This window comes from Lamprobacter sp. (assembly GCF_034860625.1).
Classification (GTDB): Bacteria; Pseudomonadota; Gammaproteobacteria; order Chromatiales; family Chromatiaceae; genus Lamprobacter.
This window is the reverse complement of record NZ_JAYESN010000055.1, coordinates 9,245-30,065: the sequence shown is the minus strand read 5'-3', so window position 1 is coordinate 30,065 and position 20,821 is coordinate 9,245. Positions and strand designations below refer to the sequence as shown.

The 20,821-nt window shown below is 64.9% G+C and carries 19 protein-coding genes and 1 pseudogene; 12 read left to right on the top strand and 8 right to left on the bottom strand.

The features are described 5' to 3' along the window. Window positions 1–151: 151 nt before the first annotated feature. The 4 genes from VBE63_RS15005 to VBE63_RS14990 all read left to right on the top strand — a co-directional run bounded on the left by VBE63_RS15005 (window position 152) and on the right by VBE63_RS14990 (window position 3,845). Entirely contained in the window at window positions 152–352 is a 201-nt protein-coding gene (locus tag VBE63_RS15005) for a hypothetical protein (protein ID WP_323683835.1), read from the top strand. A 349-nt stretch (window positions 353–701) separates the two neighbouring features. Beyond that, on the top strand, window positions 702–1,394 hold the full coding sequence (locus VBE63_RS15000; protein WP_323683834.1) for an EF-hand domain-containing protein: 693 nt from the start codon (window positions 702–704) through the stop codon (window positions 1,392–1,394). A gap of 259 nt (window positions 1,395–1,653) precedes the next feature. Next, complete coding sequence (locus tag VBE63_RS14995) at window positions 1,654–2,085, top strand: universal stress protein (RefSeq protein ID WP_323683833.1); 432 nt, start codon at window positions 1,654–1,656, stop codon at window positions 2,083–2,085. A gap of 62 nt (window positions 2,086–2,147) precedes the next feature. After that, window positions 2,148–3,845 carry a BCCT family transporter gene (locus VBE63_RS14990; protein WP_323683832.1) on the top strand — a complete coding sequence of 566 codons (1,698 nt, stop codon included), beginning with the start codon at window positions 2,148–2,150 and terminating at the stop codon, window positions 3,843–3,845. Window positions 3,846–3,923: 78 nt separating this feature from the next. Here VBE63_RS14990 and VBE63_RS14985 read toward each other — a convergent pair whose 3' ends face one another. Both VBE63_RS14985 and VBE63_RS14980 read right to left on the bottom strand, forming a co-directional pair. Next, a complete protein-coding gene (locus VBE63_RS14985) occupies window positions 3,924–4,646 on the bottom strand; it encodes a 3'-5' exonuclease (RefSeq protein WP_323683831.1) in 723 nt (240 codons plus the stop codon). Window positions 4,647–4,651: 5 nt separating this feature from the next. Further along, entirely contained in the window at window positions 4,652–6,553 is a 1,902-nt protein-coding gene (locus VBE63_RS14980) for a DUF294 nucleotidyltransferase-like domain-containing protein (protein ID WP_323683830.1), read from the bottom strand. Between the two features lie 304 nt (window positions 6,554–6,857). Between VBE63_RS14980 and VBE63_RS14975 the strand changes: the two genes are divergently transcribed. Beyond that, window positions 6,858–7,694, top strand: coding sequence for a metallophosphoesterase family protein (locus VBE63_RS14975; RefSeq protein WP_323683829.1), 837 nt, complete (start codon window positions 6,858–6,860; stop codon window positions 7,692–7,694). On the opposite strand, the gene VBE63_RS14970 is transcribed toward VBE63_RS14975, so the two are convergent. From VBE63_RS14970 to VBE63_RS14950, 5 genes and pseudogenes are all read right to left on the bottom strand, one after another. Further along, complete coding sequence (locus VBE63_RS14970) at window positions 7,653–7,985, bottom strand: UPF0182 family protein (RefSeq protein ID WP_416274563.1); 333 nt, start codon at window positions 7,983–7,985, stop codon at window positions 7,653–7,655. The two genes, VBE63_RS14975 and VBE63_RS14970, sit on opposite strands and share 42 nt — an antisense overlap. 230 nt (window positions 7,986–8,215) lie before the next feature. Then, window positions 8,216–8,512, bottom strand: a pseudogene (locus VBE63_RS14965) (type I restriction enzyme subunit R domain-containing protein); the annotation flags it as partial. A 286-nt stretch (window positions 8,513–8,798) separates the two neighbouring features. Then, window positions 8,799–9,002, bottom strand: a complete 204-nt coding sequence (locus VBE63_RS14960; protein WP_323683828.1) for a hypothetical protein — start codon at window positions 9,000–9,002, stop codon at window positions 8,799–8,801. Between the two features lie 24 nt (window positions 9,003–9,026). Further along, window positions 9,027–9,188 carry a hypothetical protein gene (locus tag VBE63_RS14955; RefSeq protein ID WP_323683827.1) on the bottom strand — a complete coding sequence of 54 codons (162 nt, stop codon included), beginning with the start codon at window positions 9,186–9,188 and terminating at the stop codon, window positions 9,027–9,029. Continuing rightward, entirely contained in the window at window positions 9,185–9,844 is a 660-nt protein-coding gene (locus VBE63_RS14950) for a type I restriction-modification system subunit M N-terminal domain-containing protein (protein ID WP_323683826.1), read from the bottom strand. The genes VBE63_RS14955 and VBE63_RS14950 overlap by 4 nt, the downstream gene beginning before the upstream one ends. 252 nt (window positions 9,845–10,096) lie before the next feature. Here VBE63_RS14950 and VBE63_RS14945 point away from each other — a divergent pair, with 252 nt between their 5' ends. Beyond that, window positions 10,097–10,954 (top strand): metallophosphoesterase family protein, encoded by an 858-nt coding sequence (locus VBE63_RS14945; protein ID WP_323683825.1) that lies wholly within the window; start codon window positions 10,097–10,099, stop codon window positions 10,952–10,954. 10 nt (window positions 10,955–10,964) lie between these two features. Here VBE63_RS14945 and VBE63_RS14940 read toward each other — a convergent pair whose 3' ends face one another. After that, entirely contained in the window at window positions 10,965–13,835 is a 2,871-nt protein-coding gene (locus VBE63_RS14940; RefSeq protein ID WP_323683824.1) for an HAD-IC family P-type ATPase, read from the bottom strand. Window positions 13,836–14,440: 605 nt separating this feature from the next. Here VBE63_RS14940 and VBE63_RS14935 point away from each other — a divergent pair. From VBE63_RS14935 to VBE63_RS14910, 6 genes are all read left to right on the top strand, one after another. Next, window positions 14,441–14,860, top strand: a complete 420-nt coding sequence (locus VBE63_RS14935; RefSeq protein ID WP_323683823.1) for a CBS domain-containing protein — start codon at window positions 14,441–14,443, stop codon at window positions 14,858–14,860. A gap of 206 nt (window positions 14,861–15,066) precedes the next feature. Further along, on the top strand, window positions 15,067–18,021 hold the full coding sequence (locus VBE63_RS14930) for a monovalent cation/H+ antiporter subunit A (protein WP_323683822.1): 2,955 nt from the start codon (window positions 15,067–15,069) through the stop codon (window positions 18,019–18,021). After that, a complete protein-coding gene (locus VBE63_RS14925; RefSeq protein ID WP_323683821.1) occupies window positions 18,021–18,413 on the top strand; it encodes a Na+/H+ antiporter subunit C in 393 nt (130 codons plus the stop codon). Before VBE63_RS14930 ends, VBE63_RS14925 begins: the two co-directional genes overlap by 1 nt. Further along, window positions 18,410–20,026, top strand: a complete 1,617-nt coding sequence (locus VBE63_RS14920; protein WP_323683820.1) for a monovalent cation/H+ antiporter subunit D — start codon at window positions 18,410–18,412, stop codon at window positions 20,024–20,026. Before VBE63_RS14925 ends, VBE63_RS14920 begins: the two co-directional genes overlap by 4 nt. Continuing rightward, window positions 20,023–20,535, top strand: coding sequence for a Na+/H+ antiporter subunit E (locus VBE63_RS14915; protein WP_323683819.1), 513 nt, complete (start codon window positions 20,023–20,025; stop codon window positions 20,533–20,535). Before VBE63_RS14920 ends, VBE63_RS14915 begins: the two co-directional genes overlap by 4 nt. Next, window positions 20,532–20,813: a K+/H+ antiporter subunit F gene (locus VBE63_RS14910; protein WP_323683818.1), complete on the top strand. Its 282-nt coding sequence runs from the start codon at window positions 20,532–20,534 to the stop codon at window positions 20,811–20,813. Before VBE63_RS14915 ends, VBE63_RS14910 begins: the two co-directional genes overlap by 4 nt. The last annotated feature ends 8 nt before the right edge of the window (window positions 20,814–20,821 follow it).

Below are 20,821 nucleotides of genomic sequence, written 5' to 3'. Positions count from 1 at the left end.
ATTGAAAGATCACCTGGACGCCAAGTCGCCATGACCGAACGCGCAGCGAGCACCCTGATTCGGGCTGCCCGGCTGCCCGGCTGCCTGTGGTGCTGGGGAAATTGGGCCGTCTGCTGCTCGTCCTCGCCGCGCTCTCTTTCCCCCTGCCCTCATGGCCTGGAGCTACGCGAGCATCGAGCTGGCCTTACGGCTGACGGCAACCGCCACCGCGCTGCTCGTCGTCGGTTGGCCGGTCTCACGGCTGCAACCGGTGCGTGCTAGGGACAGCGATATCCAGACGCTAAAGCTGGGCGACGAGGTCATCCTTGATCACCAGCCAGCAGCAGCTGCCGAAGCTCGAGCAACGCTTTGAGCGCAGCGAGGGAGGTGAGCAACTGAAGGCCGATTGAGGGGGTCGAATCTAATCGGATGCGACACTGAGCCGGCGAGCGATAACGCCTGATGAGCACTTGATGAACGCCGAGAGACCGCGACAAGTATCAAGGCCAGCAGGTCTCGAGACCGATAGGCTGTGCGTTTTGAGTCCGCACTGTTGCCGCTGCACTGAAGAATCTTGAGGCTGCACCGCAGAATCGGCTTCATCGTTGCATCACAACATGCGTCCGGCGATGGCTCAGACTGACGATGGCTGCTCACACTGAGCCAGTCAGCGCGGAAACCACAACCGGTCAGCCTCAAACCAACCCACGATGGAGACAACCATGAGATTCACCACAGCCACCGCACTCAGCTTGACCCTGACCTCAGCGCTGAGCCTGTCTGCGCTTGCCCCAGCGCTTGCCCAGGACAGCGCTCCACCGGGAGCCGGCATGCGCGATTCAATGAGATTCAGCGACCTCGACCGTAACGATGACGGCATCCTGACCGAGGCGGAATTCAACCAGGCGCGCTCAGAACGTCGTGCAGCCCGCTCCGAGGCTGGCGCGCCGATGCGCGGCATGGCCAACGCGCCCGAGTTCAGCGACATCGACCAGAACGGCGATGGCCAGATCACAATCGAGGAGTTCGCAGACTTTCGAGCGCAACGCATGGGCAACGGCGGCGGCATGAGGCCAGGCGCGGGCATGGGCCCTGGCGGCATGGGCGGCGCCGGACAGGGACCCGGCATGGGACGAGGCATGGGACGAGGAATGGGGCCTGGCATGGGCCGGATGGGCGGACAGATGCCAACCTTCTCGTCCTTCGATGCCGATGGTGATAGCCTGATCAGCAAGGATGAATTCGACAAAGCCCGAGCCGAGCGCATCAAGGAGCGTTCGCAGCAGGGCCATCAGATGCGCAATCTCGAGAATGCGCCGTCCTTTGAGGACATCGATCAGGATGGCGACGGCCAGATCGACAAACAGGAATTCGAACGCGCCCAGGCGCAACACAACCGGAGGATGCAGCCCTAACGCACGCTCGCTGAGATGTCTGACCAGGCCGAGTTGCACGGGATCGAAGATTAGTTGATGGTCGGTCTGCTGCCGGCACCGCCGGGTCGCATGCCGATCCTGGTGCGCGGCAGCAGTTGCCTGCCCCTGGGTCCGACGCAGCATAGGTACCCTCGTCTTGCTAGACTGTTGCCCGACCTAAACCGATGAGCCGGTGGCGCGGTGTGCAGGATGCCTCACTGCGGCATGCGCTCGCGTAACCCTCAGGAGGCCCGCGTTCATGTTCAACAAGATTATGGTTCCGGTCGATCTTGCGCACATGGGTGAACTGGAGAAGGCCCTGACCGTCGCGGCCGATCTCTCGCGTCACTACGGGGCAGCGCTCTGCTACGTCGGCGTGACCACCTCTCAGCCCAGCACGGTGGCCCGCACGCCGGAAGAATATGAGCTCAGGCTCAGGGCCTTCGCCCACGAGCATGCCCCCGATAGCGGTCATGAGCCGACGGCGCGCGTCTACAACAGCCATGATCCGGCAGCCGACCTGGACGATATCCTGGTCCGGGCGATCAAAGACGTCGGTGCCGATCTGGTCGTCATGGCGACCCATCTGCCCACCCATCTCGACGCCATCATGCCCTCCAATGGGGCCAAGATCGCCAAGCAGACCAAGGCGTCCGTGTTCCTCGTGCGTCGGGATCTCGCGCCCGAATAAGCGCGCATCGATACCACTGCACAAGACCCCTGATTCGCATCAGGCAACCAAGGGAGAATCTCGTGGAAGAAAAACCCGCAATTGCCCCGGAGGCAGCACCCGAGTCGGTCGGCGTACCGGCCCCGGAAGGGGCCGCTAATCTGATCGATACCGACTACCAGATCGGTCAGGACAACTATCAGGCCCGCCCGCTTGGGGTGGATATCGACATCCATGGGGCCGTCTTCGCCGTATCGTCCCTGATGATCCTCGGCTTCGTGGTGCTGACCCTAGCCCTGCCCGAGCAGGCCACCGCCACCTTCGATGGGGCCAAGAGCTGGATCAACACCCATGCCACCTGGTTCTATCTGCTCTCGGCCAATGTCTTCGTGCTGCTGTGCCTCGGCCTGATCGTCTCACCCCTGGGGCGCGTCCGCATCGGCGGCGCCGAGGCGACCCCGGACTTCACGCGCATCTCCTGGTTCGCCATGCTGTTCGCGGCGGGGATGGGGATCGGCCTGATGTTCTATGGCGTGGCCGAGCCCTTGACCCACTACGGCACGGCGTTGTCTGGCACAACCCTGGGCGAGGACGGCGTGCGCACCGACTGGGCCCCTCTCGGAGGTGCTGCCGGCGATGAGGCGGCCGCAGCCCGCCTGGGCATGGCGGCGACCTTGCTCCACTGGAGCCTGCATCCCTGGGCGATGTACGCCATCGTCGCCTTGGCCTTGGCCATCTTCTCCTACAACAAGGGCCTGCCGATGACGGTGCGGTCGATCTTCTACCCAATCCTGGGTGAGCGCGTCTGGGGCTGGCCGGGACATATCGTCGACATCCTGGCGGTGTTCGCGACCCTGTTCGGACTCGCCACCTCGCTCGGCTTCGGCGCTGAGCAGGCGGCCTCGGGGCTGGACTATCTATTCGGGATCGGTGACGGGGATGTCACCCTGGTGCTGCTGATCACCGGCATCACGGCGGTGGCCATTGTGTCCATCGTGGCGGGCGTGGACAAAGGGGTCAAACGCCTGTCCGAGATCAACATGGTCTTGGCCTTCCTGCTGCTGATATTCGTGGTGTTCGTGGGGCCGACGCTCCTGATCTTGACCAGTTTCGGTAAGAACATCCTCGGCTACCTCTCTGAGCTGCCTTTCCTGTCCAACCCCTTCGCGCGGGAGGATGTCAATTACAGCCAGGGCTGGACCACCTTCTACTGGGGCTGGTGGATCAGTTGGTCGCCCTTCGTGGGCATGTTCATCGCCCGGGTGAGCCGCGGGCGCTCGGTGCGGGAGTTCCTGATCTCGGTGCTGCTCATCCCCACCACGGTCTCGATCTTCTGGTTTACCGCCTTCGGCACCACCGCCATCGAGCAGGTGCAAAGTGGCTTCGAGGGGGCCGCCTCGGCGGAGCTGCCGTTACAGCTGTTCATGATGCTGGGCGAACTGCCGCTGGCAGACATCACCTCGTTCATCGGTATCGTGCTCGTGCTGGTGTTCTTCATCACCTCCTCGGACTCCGGGTCCCTGGTGATCGATACCATCGCCGCGGGCGGCAAGATCGATGCCCCCAAGCCCCAACGCGTGTTCTGGGGCGTGATCGAGGGTGCTGTTGCCATCGCGCTGCTGCTGGGGGGTGGCCTGGCCGCCCTACAGGCGGTGGCAGTCTCCGCCGGCCTGCCCTTCACCCTGCTGCTCCTGGCGGGCTGCTACGCCATCGTCATGGGGCTGCTAAGCGAGCCCCGGATCGCCAAGCCGGCCAAAGCGGCCAAGTCGTCAGCCCGTTGACGACGCTTGAAAAGGGCGGCCGCGACCGCTTCGGGAAGCAATTGATGGACACTTCCTAAGTGCTTCGCCGCCCAGCGCCTAGACCCAGAGATCAGAGACCGGCGTCTCGGGCGCAAAATGCCGGGCCATCTGGGCCTGGAACAGCTCTGCCGTGGCGACGGCATCTACCTTGGCATGATGGGATGAGTAATGAGGCAGGCCGTAGCGGCCGCGGCTGTCGGCCAGCCGGATGGACGACGGCTGGATGCCGAACAGGCGCTTGAGGCGCTGCAGGAAGCCCTGGCGTTCCCAGCGCGCCTCCAAGGCCATGGTGTCGATGACGGGGAACAGGCAGCGCTCACCGCGATTGGCCAGGACGGCGGCCTCGAGGAAGGGTCGTTCGATGTTGCGGTAGTGGACCACCACCAGGCGGCCGGCGAGTTCGGCCATTAGCTCGTCGAGGATCGCGGCGATCGGTGGCGCCTGCTCCACCTCCGAGTGGGTGATGCGATGAAAGGCGATGGATTCCTCCGTTAGCGGCCGGGGCGGCTTGACGACCCAATAGCGGCCCGCCGACGGGCGGATGACGCGCAGGTCGAAGGGCACCAGGCCGATGCTGACGATGGCGTGCTCGCGCGGATTCATGCCCGTGGTCTCGAAGTCCAATGCCACCAGCGGGACCTCCCCAATGGGGCGCTCCTCTGCGGGCACCCCTGCCGCGTAGAAGGCCTTGAGGGCTGGGGTCTTGCAGGCCTGGGCCTGGCGGATGAAATAATCCCCCCAGCTCGGGGAGGCCTGTCGCTGCTGCCTGCCCAGGATCATGGCGATCAGCGGCTCGGGCTGGGATAGCGGAAGCGCAGGAAGCTCTGAGCGTTGCTCAGGATCTGAAAGGCCTCCTTGAGGTTGTGGCGCTCGATGTCTGCGATGCGCTCCGGCTGGATGGCATTGTGCGGCTCATGGTCGTCCTTGATCTCTTGGGCCTGATGGCGCATCCGCACGAGGGACAGAAACTCCAGGGCGTAGCTCAATTTGTCGGTCTGGCCGGCGGGCAGCGCCCCAGCACCGCTGATCTCATCGAGCCGCTCGAAGCCGTTCTGGGCCCGCGAGCCCACGCCCAGGGCATGCACCCGGATGACGTCGTTCAGCGGGGCGATCCCGCGGCGTTTGAGATTGATGCTGTTGTTATGCCGTCCGTCCTGCTCCAGCACGAAGGTGCGGAAAAAGCCCAGGGGCGGCGTGCGGCCGAGGGCATTGCGCGCCAAGGCCGCGAGGAACCGGGGGCTAGCCTTGGCTCGGGTCGCGATCAGGTCCTGCAATTCCTCCGCGAAACGCGCCTCGCCATGGACCGCGTCCAAATCGAAGAAGATCGAGCTGTGCAGCAGCCGCTGCGGGTCCGGCTTGGCGATCCAGTCGCTGAAGTACTGTTTCCAGCGAGCGAGGGGCTGGCGCCACAGGTCGTTGGTGGCCATGACCTCCCCTTTGCAATACGGGTAGCCACAGGCGTTCAGCCCGTCGCTCACCTGTCGCGCCAGCTCCCTGAAGTAGTCATCGTGACGCTTCGGGTCGAAGGAGTCATGGAGCACCATGGCATTGTCCTGATCCGTGGTGATCGACTGATCGTTGCGCGCGAGGGAGCCGTGCACCATAAAGCAGTAAGGAACCGGGGGTGGGCCCAGATCGGCCTCGGCCAGCTCGACCAGGCGGCGGATCAGGCTGCGACCGACACTCGACATGGCCCCACCGATCATCCGCGAGGTGGCGCCCTCGTCCACCAGCCGCACGAAGGAGGCCCGCACCTCGGGCGTGAGGCGCGCCAGGGCCTTGACCGAGGTGCGGCTGAAGATGTTGTTGACCAGGTAGACGCTGTTGTTGGTCTCGTAGCGGACGATGTCCGAGAGGTACACCACCCCGACGGGACGGCGGCGATGGAGGATCGGTAGTCGCTGAATATTGTTGCGCAGCATGGTCAACATGGCCTCGTTGACCGACTCGTTGGACTGGATGGTGATGATCCAGCCGTGGCTGATACTGGAGAGTGGGGTCTGCGCCGAGGCCCCCTCGGCGACGATGCGCTGGCGCAGATCCTTGTCCGTGATCATCCCCGTGAGCAGCCACTGGTTTCCCTCGGTGTCGGCGAAGATGTGGTCCGAATCCTCGTCGTTGCCGGGCTTGAGCAGCAGCACCGAGGAGACGTCGTTCTCGGTCATCAGGCGTGCCGCCTCCTGCACGCTGGCCGACTCCTCGATCATGACCGGCAGCCGGGAGATGAGGCGGCGCACCGGCGTGGCGATCATGTCGTTGTTGCGCTGGCTCTGTTCCACCGTGCTCTTGAGCCGCGAGCCGGACAGCTCCACGAAATCGGCGAACTCCTCGTCCTCAGCGCACAGGCGGTCGAACACCGGCTTTGGGATCAGATAGATCAGGGTGTCCTCGATGGCCTGCACCGGGAAGCGCGCCGGGCGGTCACGCAGCAGGTCGAGCTGCCCGAAGATGTCGCCCTCGCCGAGGCGGTTGTGGAGCTGGCCATTGTGGCGGTACACCTCCACCGCGCCACTGCGGATATAGGATAGCGCCTGCACCGAGCCGTCGCGTTCAGCGATGGTCGTGCCAGCCTTGAAATAGGCAATCTCCACCGCGCCGGCCACCTCGTCGAGGAGCTCGTCGCTCAGCCCGTCGAAGGGCGGATAGCGGCTGATATGATCACGAAACTCCCGGATTTCTGCTTCCATGATGATCCCGCGCTGTGTCGCTCGTCTGCTTCGTTACCGTCACTGTAGAAGCCACCTCGATCGCAGGCAAGCCCGAAAGCGCTGCGCCGGGCAGCGGAACCTGTCCCAACAGCCCCTCCCCTCCCGGCACCGGTGAGGTCGATTGATGCACTAGACCATTTTGTGCTTGCGCTCACCCTGCGGTCCATGATGGGACCGCCGCGCGATCCAGCAGCGTTTGAGTTGCCCTGCGAACAGGGAAAATTTCGAGTACCGTAAGCACTCACGCCCCAAGGGGCGCGCCAAAGCGTTGGAGTCGTCGAGCATGAAGGTTGCGGTTTTCTCGGATGTGCAGGCGGTCCTGCCGGCACTGGAAGCGGTCATCGAGCAGATCGAGGCCTGGCGGCCGGATATGGTGGTGATGGCCGGTGATCTGGTGAACCGCGGACCCGACAGCGGCGGCTGCCTGACCCTGTTCGACCAACTGCGGCGCGAGCAAGGCTGGCTACCGGTCAACGGCAATCATGAGGTCTGGGTGCTCAGCTGCAGCGCGGGGCCAGCGGCCAGCGAGGGCGAGCGGGAGATCCGTCGCTTCACCGACTGGGCGTGGCAGCAGGTCGCCGATCAAGCCGAGCGGCTGCGCGGCTGGCCGGATCACCTCTGCCTGCATCCACCGGACGCCGACGCCTGGCTGCATGTGACCCACGGCAGCATGGCCGGCAACCGCGACGGCATCACTGCCAACACCACCGACGAATCCCTGATCGGCAAGCTACCGGAGGGAGTCGCGCTCTTCGTCTCCGGGCATACCCATCGTGTTCATCGGCGCCAGACCCAGGGCATGGAGGTGGTCAACGTCGGCTCGGCGGGCTCGCCGTTCGACGGCGACGTGCGCGGGAGCTACGGCCGCTTCACCTGGCGCGGCGGACGCTGGCACAGCGAGCTGGTGCGCTTTGCGTACGACCGCGAGCGCGCGGCCCGGGATTTCGAGACCTCCGGCTTCCTGGACGAAGGCGGCCCCCTCGCCCGACTGATCTACCTCGAATGGCAGCGCGCCCAGTTGCTGATCGGTGGCTGGCGCGAGCGCTGGCAGGCGGCGGTGCTGCGCGGCGAGATCTCGCTAGAGGAGTCGGTCTCGCGCTATCTGCGTGCTCTCGACTGAGCGTGCACAGCGCCGCAGCCGTCCTCGCGCCCTCGGCATGGCGCGGTACTCGAGCCAATGGAAGAGCCCGAGCCCAAGCAGCACCACGACGAGCGCGACCATGACCTCGCCGTAAATCAGTCTGAAGAAGGACAGCGAGAAGAGGTAAAAGCCGATGTCATGCCCGAACACCGGATCGCTGATACCGGCCTCCGGCGTCAACAAGAACAGCAAAGCCTTCTCCCAATCGAAGAACAACGGCAGCGCGACAATGACCGCCAAGAGCAGCGTCAACGGGAGATACAGGATCAGCGAGCGGTTCTGAAAGCGTTGATAGAAGCGCAGCGAGGGACGCTCACGCTTGGCTCGCTGGGCATCGTTGGATTCGGACGCCGTCCCGCGTGGACGCGGCGCCCCGCGCTTCCTGTCTGGTTTCTTGTCTGGCTCTTGCCCGGTGCGCGCTGGGCAGACTGGACAGGGATCGGGTCAATTGACCCTCGAGCGGTCGATATGCCCCAACGATTCCGTGATCGCGGCGCACATTCGAGCAGTCGGTGTTGCAGCTCGGAGAGCCGTTGCGGATCGGCATTCTCGCCGATCGGTGTCGTCTCGTAGTAGGGCTTGAAGGCGCGGTAGATGTCATCCTCCTGGTTGATGAAATCGAGCACGAAGGTGCGCGACTTGCCAGGCGCGATGCGATTGAGTCGGGACAGGGTCTGCACCGCCTGCACGCCGGACAGGCGCTTGACCACATACATGGTCTGGAGCAGCGGCTGATCGAAGCCGGTCTGGTACTCGTGGCTCAGGACGTGCAGAGTGCCTTTGAGATCAAGCTCCTTGCTCAGGCTGGAGAGGATGGTGGTGGCAGTCTTTGTGCCGAGAAGTGCCTCCAGCGCCTGCCACTTAGCGGGTTGGCTGTCTTGCAGGAAGCCGGTGACGTCTTCAGGAAAGAGCGCGAGGGTTTCGTCGTAGGCGCTGTGGCTGCGGGCGAGATAGCCGCCGGAGCCGGTCAGCTCGGCCTCGATGGCGGTCTCGAAATCGCGTTCGCTGTGGCTGGACATGCCTCACCCTCGGATCGGTTGACTCATGCCAAAGACAGGCGTCAGATGCAACTCGGTATCGGGGTCATCGCATCGTTTCGCGACCCGCGAGAATGGCATCGATCTGCGGATGCGGCACCCCGATCGCCTGCGCCAGGCGCTCGGAGCTGATGCCCAGTGGCTCCAGAAACTCATGCGCTAACACCTCACCCGGCGGCACTGGGGCCAGATCGCCAGCGGCAACATCGGAGAAATCCATGCGGTTCAAATCTTCTACGGCAATCGTCACTGTTGAGCCCTCCTAGGGGTAACCCTACCGGTTGCCCGGCGGTACCCGCAGATCGTCGAGCGATCCTGCTCGGTTTAGAATGGCCAGCTTGCGCTGGGCCTGTCTTGTCAGATCCGGCCCCCAACGCTTCACCCGCTTGCCAGCAAACAGCGCGGCGGTTTCCTTGTCGGCGAAACTCCTGATCACTTGATATGCCTATCGCTGGGTATTCGTCGCATCATCCCAGCCAGATCAAGGTCTGCAGGAACGGCGCGGTGTGGACTTTTCAGCATGCCAAATCCGGCGGCAGGCCCCTCAACGTCGGTGGGCTCGACGCGCAGTTCGAGATAGTCGTCGACCAGATCGAAGACGACTCGGCTACCTTGGGCGATCCGACGCGGATGCAGATCGACCTCGGCCATGGCCTTGATGATGGTGTAGAGGCGATTGCTGGCGTCGAGCTTTTCGATCTGGTCGGCGAACTTGAAGCGCTCGAAGATGGCACGCGCGATCGGCGAGAAGCCGTTGATGTAGGCGACCAGGTTGGGCGCGATGTTCTCGGAATCGCCGAGCAGCCGCTCGAAGCTATAGGGGCTGGTGTTGTAGAGCGGATGCTTGCGGGTCGGATCAGCGGCCTTGCCGAGCAGCTTATCCATGGCCGCTTCGGGCATCTGTTGGGCCTGCAGGGCTTGGACTCGCTCGAGCACGGCCTCCTTGGTCGGCGCCAGCACGCAGTCGAGCCGGCGCAGCACCACCATCGGCAGCATCACCAGGCGGTACTGTGGTGGTCGGTAGGGTCCACGCAATCGGTTGGCGATTTCCCAGATCTTGGCTTTGAGTGCGTCGTGGGCCTGGACGTTCACGGATGGTCTTGTGTCCCTTTTGGTGGGCCGGGGAAAGGATGAGCGTGATACTACGCGCATCCTTTCTCAGCAAGCACTGATCTATAGGGAGCAAGGCGACTGGTACTCAACTTGCTAAGCGCATCAAGGATGGCGGCTGGTAGCGTTCACCTTGATCCTGGTACCGCTGGGCTGCATCGCCATCTACGCCGACCGACAAGACACCGATCCCGCAAACCGATCCCGCAAGCGTTGCCCCAGTGAGTATTGCCGATGCCTGATCCCTGCCTACTCTTCCATCTGAGCGACATCCATTTCGGGCTCGAGGACAATCGCGCCCTCGACTGGGTGAAGCAAGAGATTGCCGAGAAGCGGCCCGATGCCGTTGCGATCACGGGTGATCTGACGATGCGCGCACGGCAGCACGAGTTTGATGCAGCCTGCGCTTGGATACGCTCACTCGAGGCCTCGGTCACAGTCGAGGTGGGCAACCACGACCTCCCCTATTTCAACCCGATCCAGCGCTTCTTCGATCCCTACCGGCGGATACGGGCCATTGCCGACAAGGTCGAGGTAGAAATCGACTTGCCTGGGCTTGCCATCGTGCCACTCAAGACGGTGGCGCGCTGGCAGCCACGCCCGAACTGGTCTAAAGGCTGGGTGACCGAGGCGGCGCTGGAGCGATGCCTCAGCCGGCTCGATGCGCTGCCCGAGGGGACCCGCGCGCTGGTGACCGCCCATCACCCGCTGCGTGAAGCCGGCACCAAAGGCACCGCATTGACCAGACACGGCCAGAAGGCGATGACCGAACTGGCCAAACGTAAGGTGCTCGCCGTGCTCTCGGGGCATGTCCACGACGCCTTCGATCTTACCCAAGAGACGGCACAGGGGTCGGTCCGCATGATCGGTGCCGGCACCCTGTCGCGGCGGCTGCGCTCAACGCCGCCGAGCTTCAACGAGCTGCGTTGGGATGGCGAGCAGCTCGCGGTCTCTGTCCGCAATCTCGCGGGCTACGACACAGCGGAGATGATGATCAACGAGGTTCCCGAGGACGCGACGCCGCCGCGCCAGCCGGGCGAGCCAGTCGCCCCGGTCGATGAAGTCCCGCGAACTGATCCGCCGGTGCATTGATGAGGCCATTTCAAGCCTCGGCCACTTGGCCATTTGACCGATCGGAACCTTCACGCCACCGGCGCAGCAGCTTGAACAGCTCGATCACCACGAGGAGCGAAAGGGCGATGCCGAGCAGTGCGCCCCACTCCCACAGCGGCACCGGACCCACCTCCAGCACATCGCTCAGCCCCGGCAGATACATCGCCAGGATGTGCACGCCCTGAGCGGCGATCACCGTGCCGATCAGCAGCAGATTCGCTTGCAGTGGAATGCGAAACGCCGAGCGCTCCTCGGAGCGACAGTTGAAGATGTGCACGTTCTCGAACAGCACCATCAGCAGGAGCAGGCTATTGCGGGCGTCGTACTCGCTCCAGCCCCAGACCTGCAGCAGCCAGTAGAAGACGCCGAAGGCGACCAGGCCCATGTAGAGGCCGGAGACCAGGGTTTGCTCGATCATGCGCCGGTCGAAGATGGGCTGGTCGGTGGGTCGCGGTGGACGCTTGAGCACACCGGGCTCGCCCTTCTCAAACGCCAGCGCGACGTCTTGGATGCCGTTGGTGACCAGATTCAGCCACAGCAACTGAACGGCGCCCAACGGCAGTGGCATGTTCAACGCGAACGCAAGGAAGAACAGCACGATCTCGGCGGCGCCGGTACTGATCAGCAGCCAGACCACCTTGCGCACATTGGCATAAGCGATGCGGCCCTGCTCGATGCCATTGACGATGGAGGCGAAGTGATCGTCGGTCAGGATCAAATCCGCAGCGCGGCGCGCAACGTCGGTGCCGGCGCGTCCCATCGCAACGCCGATGTTGGCCTTGCGTAACGCCGGGGCGTCGTTGACACCATCGCCGGTGACAGCGACATAGTGACCCTGATCCTGTAAGGCGCCGACGATGGCGGTCTTCTGATCGGGCTCGACGCGGGCAAAAACCGGCGCGCGGCCTAGACGCAAGCCGCGCTCGCGCGCCTCATGTCCGCTGTCAGCCGCTTCAGCTTGATCAGCCTGGCTGGCGGCGTCAACCAGCGATCGAACCTCGGTGCCGGTGACCGCCGCATCGCGCTCGCCGGCGATACCGAGCTGGCGGGCAATACTCAGGCCGGTGGCCGGATGGTCACCGGTGATCATGCGCACGCCAACGCCCGCCTGGTGGCAACGGCGCACCGCCTCGGGCACCTCTTGGCGCAACGGATCGATCAGGCCAACCAGCCCGAGCAGCTGCAGCCCTCCCAGCTCACCCGCTTCGAGCCGATGCGCCGCATCGTCCGCATCACCTTCGACGGGACCCGTGGCCAGCGCGAGCACGCGGAAACCACGACCACTCAAGTCATCGACCTCTGCTTGCAGGTCTTTGGCGTCAGTACAGAGCGGCAGCACGGCTTCTGCAGCGCCCTTCACATGCGCTTGCAGACCCTCATCGCCCTGGTTGAAGGTAGCGGCCAGGCGGCGCTTGGACGTGAACGGCACTCGCGCCTGCTCGGGTTGACGCTCCAGCAACTGCGCGCGCGTTAGCCCCAGACGCTGGCCGAGCACAAGGAAGGCCACATCGACGGTGTCACCAACGGCCTCGAGATCACCTTCATCAGTCTCGCGCAGCTCAGCCTCGTTGCACAGCACACCGGTGCTGGCCAGGCGCTGCACCGCCGCTTGCGTCTCCGCGTCAAGGGCTTTGCTGCCGTCGCCGCCATCGTCGGGACGCAGCCGGTCGCCCTCCGGGTCCTTGCCGGCCTCGACCCGAACCCGAGCGCTGCCCGGCAAGGCGATGCGGGTGACGGTGAGCTCATTGGCGGTCAGGGTGCCGGTCTTGTCGCTCGCGATCAGCGTACAGGTGCCGAGCCCCTCGACCGCCGGCAGCCGACGCACGATGACGTTGCGCTCGGCCATCCGATGCCGCCCGATCGACAGGGCCACGGTGATGGCGACCGGCAGCCCGGCCGGGATCGCCGATACGGACAAGGCGACCGCGAAGAAGAAGATCTCGGTGAGACCGGCGCCGCGCAGCAGCTGAACCACGACCAAGAGCGCGACGGCGCCCAAGACGACGAGCGCGATGCGATGGGTGAGGGCGCGCAGACGAATCACCAGGGGCGGCTCGGTGTCGCCAGCGCCGCTCAGCGAGCGCGCGATCTTGCCGACCTCGGTGGCCTGCCCGGTCCGACACACGAGTCCCAGCGCCCGGCCATCGGGCACCTCGGTGCCGGCATGCAGCATGGTTTGTCGCTCACCGACGCTCGCCTCCTCATCGACGCTGGCATCGGCCTCCTTCTCGACTGGGATCGACTCGCCGGTGAGTAGCGATTCGTCGGCGCGCAGGTCTTCGGTCTCCAGCAGGCGCAGATCCGCTGGCACCGAGTCGCCGGCGCTGAGTCGGACGCGGTCACCGGGCACCAGCTCCTCGGCGTCCACCACCTGCTCACGACCGTTGCGCAGTACCCGGCTGCGGACCTTCATCATCGACTTCAGGGCCTGAGCACTGGACTCGGCCTTGCTCTCCTGGATGGTGCCAATGACGGCATTCAGCAGCAGCACGGCACCGATGAACAAGGCATCGGCAACGGCGCCAATGAAGACCGAGGCGAGCGCTGCCGCCAACAGGATGTAGATCAAAGGGTTGGTGAACTGGCGCAGGAAGGTCTGTCCCAATCCCGGTGATTGCTCCTCGGGCAGTCGGTTCGTGCCGAAGCGCTCTTGCCGACGTCCAACCTCGTCTGCGCTCAGGCCATCGTCGGGACTGGCGAGTTGCTCAGCCGCCCTCGCGCTGTTTAACGCGTGCCAAGGGATTGGGCCGAGCGCATCCGTCTGCAGCTCAAGGGTCATGCCCGAGCGGTCGACTTCATCCCCACGGGTGTCTTTCCCGTCTGATCCGGATGACGTTTGCCGATGTTGCTGTGCGTGCATGCTCCTGCCCTGCGGCCTGTGATCTCGGACTGCCCATTCAGCATCCTTGCCAGTCGAGAGGATGGGCGACGAGCGGGGATGCCGGGCAGTGACGGCGCCTGGATGACGCGGTCGATCAGGGGCAAATCCACCAGGCCGGTGCATTTCACCAAACGCAAGCGGCCAGAGGTAACTGGCGCTAGCCCCTCCTTAACCTGGGCCTGGATCAGCGCGCTTGGCGCCAGTGCCAGAGCGCGCTATCTGGCCCTCCTCAAGCTGGGCCTGGAACAGCCTCTGGCCCGCAGGCTCGGAGCGCACGCCCGCGCTTATTGGCGTGAGGCGCGCACCAGCTGGCGTCTGATACGGGCGCCTGATACGGGCGCCTGATACGGGCGCCTGATACGGGCGCCTGATACGGGCGCCTGATACGGGCGCCTGATACGGTTTAAGGGATCGACAAAGTCGATCAATCGGAGTCTTGGCGCAAACCTTGCGGCGTCCTTGACACTGGCTTTGCGCGCTTTGCGAAAGCAGGCAAACGCCAAGATGACAACTCGGGCGACTGTCGCCCCATCTTTCAGCGATTCAGCGATTCAGCGATTCAGACAACCAGAGGAGCACAAGCGATGCAACTGCAAGACGTCATGACCCCTCAGCTTGAATACATCGGTCAGAACCAGTCGATGATCGACGCCGCCCGCATGATGCGTGAGCACGACATCGGGATGCTGCCGGTCATCGAAGAGAATCAGATTGTCGGCGTGCTGACCGACCGCGATATCGTGACACGCGGCCTCGCAGACGGGATCGATCCCGAGACACCGGTTTCTCGCGTCATGACCACCGGGGTGGAGCTTCGCTATACCGATGACGATGTCGAAGAGGCCGCGAAGCTGATGGAGCAGCAGCAGATTCGCCGCTTGATCGTGGTTGACCGAACCGAGCGCTGTGTTGGCGTCGTCTCACTCGGCGATCTCGCGACCCGCGCTGATCAAACCCAGCTCGGCGGCGAGGCGCTCAAAGAAGTCTCCCAGCCGACACATTAGCGCAGCCAGGGCGAGTGGCAAGACGCTGGCGCAACAGCTGGAGCAACAGCTGGAGCAACAGCTGGGGCAACAGCTGGAGCAACAGCTGGAGCAACAGCTGGGGCAACAGCTGGGGCAACAGCTGGCGCAACAACGGGCGCAACAACGGGCGCAACAACGGGGCGCGGCGGTGCGGTGCAGGCAGCCGTGACCAGCCCTGATCGGCCATGACCTTGGTGGTGATCATCGCCGCGCCGCTGCTAGCGGCAGTGCTGGCAGTACCCGCCCAGCGGGTGGCAGCGCGCGCACCGTCGCTGCTTGCCGTTGGCGCCGGAGTGATGACGCTTGCGGCGGCGCTCATGAGCCTGTCGAGCATCGCCGCCGGCGAGATCTGGCGGGTCGGCATGTCCTGGCTGCCAACGCTAGGCCTGGAGCTGGCGCTGCGGCTCGACGGGCTTGCCTTGCTGATGGTGCTATTGGTCGCGGGCATCGGGCTGCTGGTCAACCTCTATGCCCGCTACTACCTTGCCCCGGAGGCGCCACGCGGGCGCTTCTTCGCCCTCATGTTGCTGTTCCAGGCCGCGATGCTCGGCCTGGTCATGGCCGACAATCTCTTGCTGCTGCTGATCTTCTGGGAGCTCACCAGCCTGCTGTCGTTCCTGTTGATCGGCTTCGATCCAACCTCGGCCGAGGCGCGTCGTGGTGCCCGTACCGCGCTGCTAGTGACCGCCAGTGGCGGCCTTGCGTTACTCGCCGGCTTCCTGCTGCTCGGCTCGGTGGTGGGCAGCTTTTCCCTCAGCGAGGTGCTCGGTGCTGGCGAGCAGGTGCGCGCCGATCCGCTCCTGTTGCCGATCCTGGTGCTGATCCTGCTCGGCGTCGCGACCAAGTCGGCGCAGGTGCCCTTTCATTTCTGGCTGCCGTCGGCCATGGCCGCGCCGACGCCGGTCTCGGCCTATCTGCATTCGGCGACCATGGTCAAGGCCGGTGTCTTCTTGCTGGCACGCCTCTTCCCTGTCTTTGCCGAGAGTCCGCCCTGGTTTCCATTGGTCGGCGGCCTCGGCCTCACAACCTTCGTCTTCGGTGCCTATGCGGCGCTGTTTCAGCAGGATCTGAAGGGGCTACTGGCCTACTCGACGATCAGTCATCTGGGGCTGATCACCTTTCTGTTCGGACTCGGCACGCCGCTCGGCGCGGTTGCCGGTCTGTTCCACCTGATCAATCACACCGTCTTCAAGGCATCGCTGTTCATGGCCGTCGGCATCATCGATCACGAGACCGGCAGCCGCGATCTACGCCGGCTCCGTGGTCTGTACGCGTATCTGCCCATTACAGGCGGGCTGGCGATGATCGCCGCTGCGGCGATGGCTGGGGTGCCGTTGTTGAACGGCTTCCTGAGCAAGGAGATGTTCTTTTCCGAAACCCTGCATTCCTTGCGCATCGCCGACTGGCCGCTGCTGTTGAAGGCCGTATTGCCCATCGCGGCCATCCTCGGTGCTGTGCTCTCGGTCGCCTATTCGCTGCGCTTCATCCACAATACCTTCTTCAATGGCCCCTACCCGGCCGATGATCCAGCGTTGCGTTATCCTCCGCACGAGCCAGCAGAATGGATGCGCCTGCCGGTCGAGGTGCTCGCGGCCCTGTGTGTGGTGATCGGCGTGCTGCCACAGCAGACCATCGAGCCCATCCTGCAGCTTGGGGTCATGGGCATGCTGGGGGAATTGCCTGAGTTCCATCTGGCGATCTGGCACGGGTTCTCGCCGGCGTTATTGATGAGCGGCCTGGCGCTCGGTGGTGGCGTGCTCCTCTATGCGCGGCGAAAGCCCTTGTTCATTGCCCAGCAGTGCCGTTTCCCCAACTGGAGTGCCGAGAGCCTCTCTCGGCAGCTCAGTGCGCGCTTCTTGGTGCTCGGGCGGTGGATGCAGCCCTGGTTACAGCCGAGCTCGCTGCAGCGCTCAACGCTCTGGCTGCTTGCGGCAGCTGTGGGACTTGGCATCCTGGGCTGGCTCGCCGCTCAGCCGCTGACAGGTTCAGCGCTCGCGCTGGGGCCAACTGCGGCAACACCGGCGAGCGGCGCTCCCGACGCTGCGCTGCTGGCGATGCCCATCGACATCCTCAGCATCGCCGCTGCGGTGGTGCTGGTGGCGGCGACCTTCAGCCTGCTGCGCCAGCGCGCCCAACGGGTCTTTGCGGTCGTGCTGACCGGCGTGATCGGCTTGATCGTCAGCCTCGCGTTCGTGCATTTCTCAGCGCCGGATCTGGCGCTGACCCAGCTCGCGGTCGAGCTGGTCACCACGCTGTTGTTGGTGCTGGTGCTGACATGGCTGCCGCGTGGTGACTCCCAGCCGGTCGCCGCTTGGCGACGCCGACGCGACCTGTTCATCGCCGCCCTGGTGGGAGGCGGCAGCGCCGCGCTCAGCGCCAGCATGCTGCAGCACCAGACCGCCGGCAGTGGCGAATGCTACCTGCGGCTCGCCGAACCGGCCGCCGGTGCCGCCAACGCGGTAAATGCCATCCTGGTGGATTTCCGGGCCTTCGACACCCTCGGTGAGATCACGGTGTTGACCATCGCCGCAGCGACCCTGATGGTGCTGCTCGCTGACCTGCGGCTGCGCCCGCTGCAGCGCATCAGCGGGCATGAGAGAGAGTCGGCCCATCCGTTGCTGTTCTCGATGGTGTCGCGCCCGGTGCTGCCAGCAGCACTGATGCTAGCCGCCTTCTTGCTGCTACGTGGCCACCAGGCGCCAGGGGGTGGCTTCGTCGCGGGGCTGGTCATTGGCACCGCGCTGATCGTGCAGGAGAGCGCAAACGGACGCCCTTGGAGCCAGCGCCAGCTTCACTTGAGCACGCAACTGCTGATCGGTGGTGGTCTCCTGCTCGCCCTGGCCACCGGTCTTGGGGCGCTGCTCTTTGGACGCCCCTTTCTGACCAGCGCGTTCTGGCATGGCAGCCTGCCGTTGCTCGGCGAGCTGACAGTGACGAGCACGTTGCTGTTTGACATCGGCGTGATGATGATCGTCACCGGGATGCTGCTGCTGGTGCTGGATGGTCTTGGGCGCGTCGGCACCAGCAGTGCCAGTAGTGCCAGCGGCCAGAGTTCCGAAGATCCTGGCGCGATAGGCCAGGAACCTGTCGGCACAGTCGACCCCAATGATGGCGCGCCGCCTCACCTGAGGAGCGACTGATGCTCTGGCTCTTCGCAGGAAGTATCGGCTTGTTGATGGGTGCGGGGACCTATCTGGTGCTGCGCGCGCATAGCTTCTCGGTGGTGCTCGGGCTGATGCTGCTGACCTACGCGACCAACCTGTTCGTCTTCGCCTCGGGAGGGCTTCAGGTCGGGCGTGCGCCGGTGCAGGTGCAGACGCCCGCGCAGACCGGCGGCCACGCGCTCGAGCGGATGGCCGATCCGCTCCCCCAGGCACTGGTGCTCACGGCCATCGTGATCGGCTTCGCGATGACGGCCTTGGTCCTGGTGCTGGTCTTGCGCGTCCTGTCCGAGCTTGGCTCCGAGCGCGTCGACGCCCAACCCATAGACACGGCACCTGACGAGCCCCAGGCCGGCGAGGAGGAGCCGTGAGCCTGCTGTTGATCCTGCCTCTGGCGCTCCCGCTCGGCCTCGGGGCTTGGCTCTTCGCCTGCTCAGAGATGCCGCTGCGCCAGCAGCGCAGGCTCAGCTTGATCGGCGCCCTCGGTCAGCTCGCGGCAGCGCTCGGGCTGCTGGCCCTGAGCGCACAAGGACAGATTGTCGCCACCTTGATCGGAGACTGGCCGGTGCCCTATGGCATCGTGCTGGCTGCCGATCGGCTCTCGGCACTGATGCTGACACTCACCAGCGCCCTCGCCTTGGCGGTGATCGCGCACCTGTCACTGAGCCCCAGTGGCGCGCAGCCCAGCGGCCGCCATCTTCATGCCCTGCTGCAACTGCAGTTGTTCGGTCTGGCCGGCGCCTTTCTCACCGCCGATCTGTTCAATCTGTTCGTCTTCTTCGAGGTCTTGTTGATCGCCTCCTATGGACTCTTGGTCCAGGGTGGCGGCCCCGCGCGCAGCCGCGCGGCCTTGCACTATGTGGTGCTCAACATGATCGGCTCGAGCCTCTTCCTGATGGGTGTGGCGTTGCTCTATGCGGTTACCGGCACCTTGAGCCTGGCGGTGCTGGGCGAGCGTCTGTCTGAGCTCGCGCCAGACCAGGCACCCTTGGCTGGTGCCGGCCTGCTGCTGCTGACCGGCGCCTTCGCACTGAAGGCTGCACTGGTGCCCTTGCATGCCTGGCTGGTCCCGGCCTACAGCGCGGCACTGGCGCCGGTGGCGGCGCTGTTCGCGATCATGACCAAGGTGGGTGTCTATGCGCTGTTACGCCTGTTCGCCCTGATGCCCATCGGCGCTGCGCTCAGCGACGCCGTCTTGGTTGCACAGCCACTCGCCAGGCTGCCCCTGCAGACGCTGATCCTGACCGGGGCGCTGCTGACGCTGGCCGTCGGTGCCGTCGGGGTGGTCACCGCCAGCGAGCTGCGGGCGATGGCCGCTTACCTGATCCTGGTCTCCGTTGGCACGCTGTTGGCCGGCGTTGCCGTCGGCACTGCTGAGGGGATCGCCGCCGGCCTCTATTATTTGATCCATACCACCCTGGTCACGGCCGGGCTGTTCTTGCTGATCGATGTGATCAGCCAGGGCCGCGCGCAAGGTTCCTGGCTGCAGCCTGCCCAACAGCCGCCCGCGGCGGCTTGGCTGGGGGGCTTGTTCCTGCTCGGTGCGCTGGCCATCGCGGGCCTGCCACCGCTGAGCGGCTTCATCGGCAAGGCCTTGATCCTGGAGGCGGTGCAAAGCGCGAGCGCGCAGGGTTTGGGGTCTGGCCCAGCTTGGATACTGAGCTGGAGCGCGGTGCTCGGCTCCAGCCTGCTGGTCGTGATCGGACTATCGCGCGCCGGGATCACGCTCTTCTGGCAAGGGCCGCGGTCGAGCAGCGCTGGCGCTGGGCGCGGCGCGCTGGCGCCGGCCGCCGCTGTCTTGCTCGCCGCCAGCGCGCTGTTGAGCGTCCTCGCCGCGCCGATTGCCGGCTACACCCAGTCGCTCGCGCGAGCGCTCCTGGACGGCGAGGACTACAGCAACGCGATCAGGGCCTTGGAGCCGGTGGACCCGCCCTCGGCTGCGATCGAGGGGATCGCTCAGCCCCGCCACGGAGGTTCACCATGAGGCACTTGTTCGAGCCGCTGATCCGCCATCCCTTGGCGGTCTTGTCCTTGACGCTGCTGTGGCTGTTGCTGCAAGGCAGCCTTGCACCCGCTCAGATCCTGCTCGGGAGCATTCTGGCCTGGGCGATTACCACGGCCTCGAGCCGCTTGTGGTCAGGCTGGCGCCGGCCGCGGCGTCTGTCTCTGCAGCTGCTCGCGCGCTATCTATGGCGGGTGGCGGTGGATGTGGTGATCGCCAACCTGCGCATCGCGGCGTTGATCCTGACGCCTTCGCGCCAGCCGCGCCCGGCCTTCGTCGAGCTCCCGCTGGCGTTGCAGGAGCCCTTTGCGCTCTATCTGCTGGCGACCACCATCACGCTGTCACCAGGCTCATTGTCTGCCGATCTGAGTGACGATCGGCGGGTGCTGTTGCTGCATCTGCTCGATGCGCCTGATCCGGCTGCTGCCGCCGCCGAGTGCGCACAGATCAAAGCGCGTTATGAACGCCTCCTGCTGGAGATCTTTTCATGAACATCCTCGACCTGGCCATCGGCACCGCGCTGGCTATGCTCAGCCTGGCGTTGCTGCTGAACCTGTGGCGTGCGCTGCACGGCCCGGATCTGCCCGACCGCATCCTGGCACTGGATACGCTCTACACCAACAGCATCGCGCTGCTGGTGCTGCTCGGCATTCAGTTCCACAACATGCTCTACTTCGCCTCGGCGTTGCTGTTGGCGCTGCTCGGCTTTATCACCACCGCCGCGCTCAGTCGCTTCCTGCTGCGCGGCAAGCTGATCGAAGAGACCTGACCGGAGGG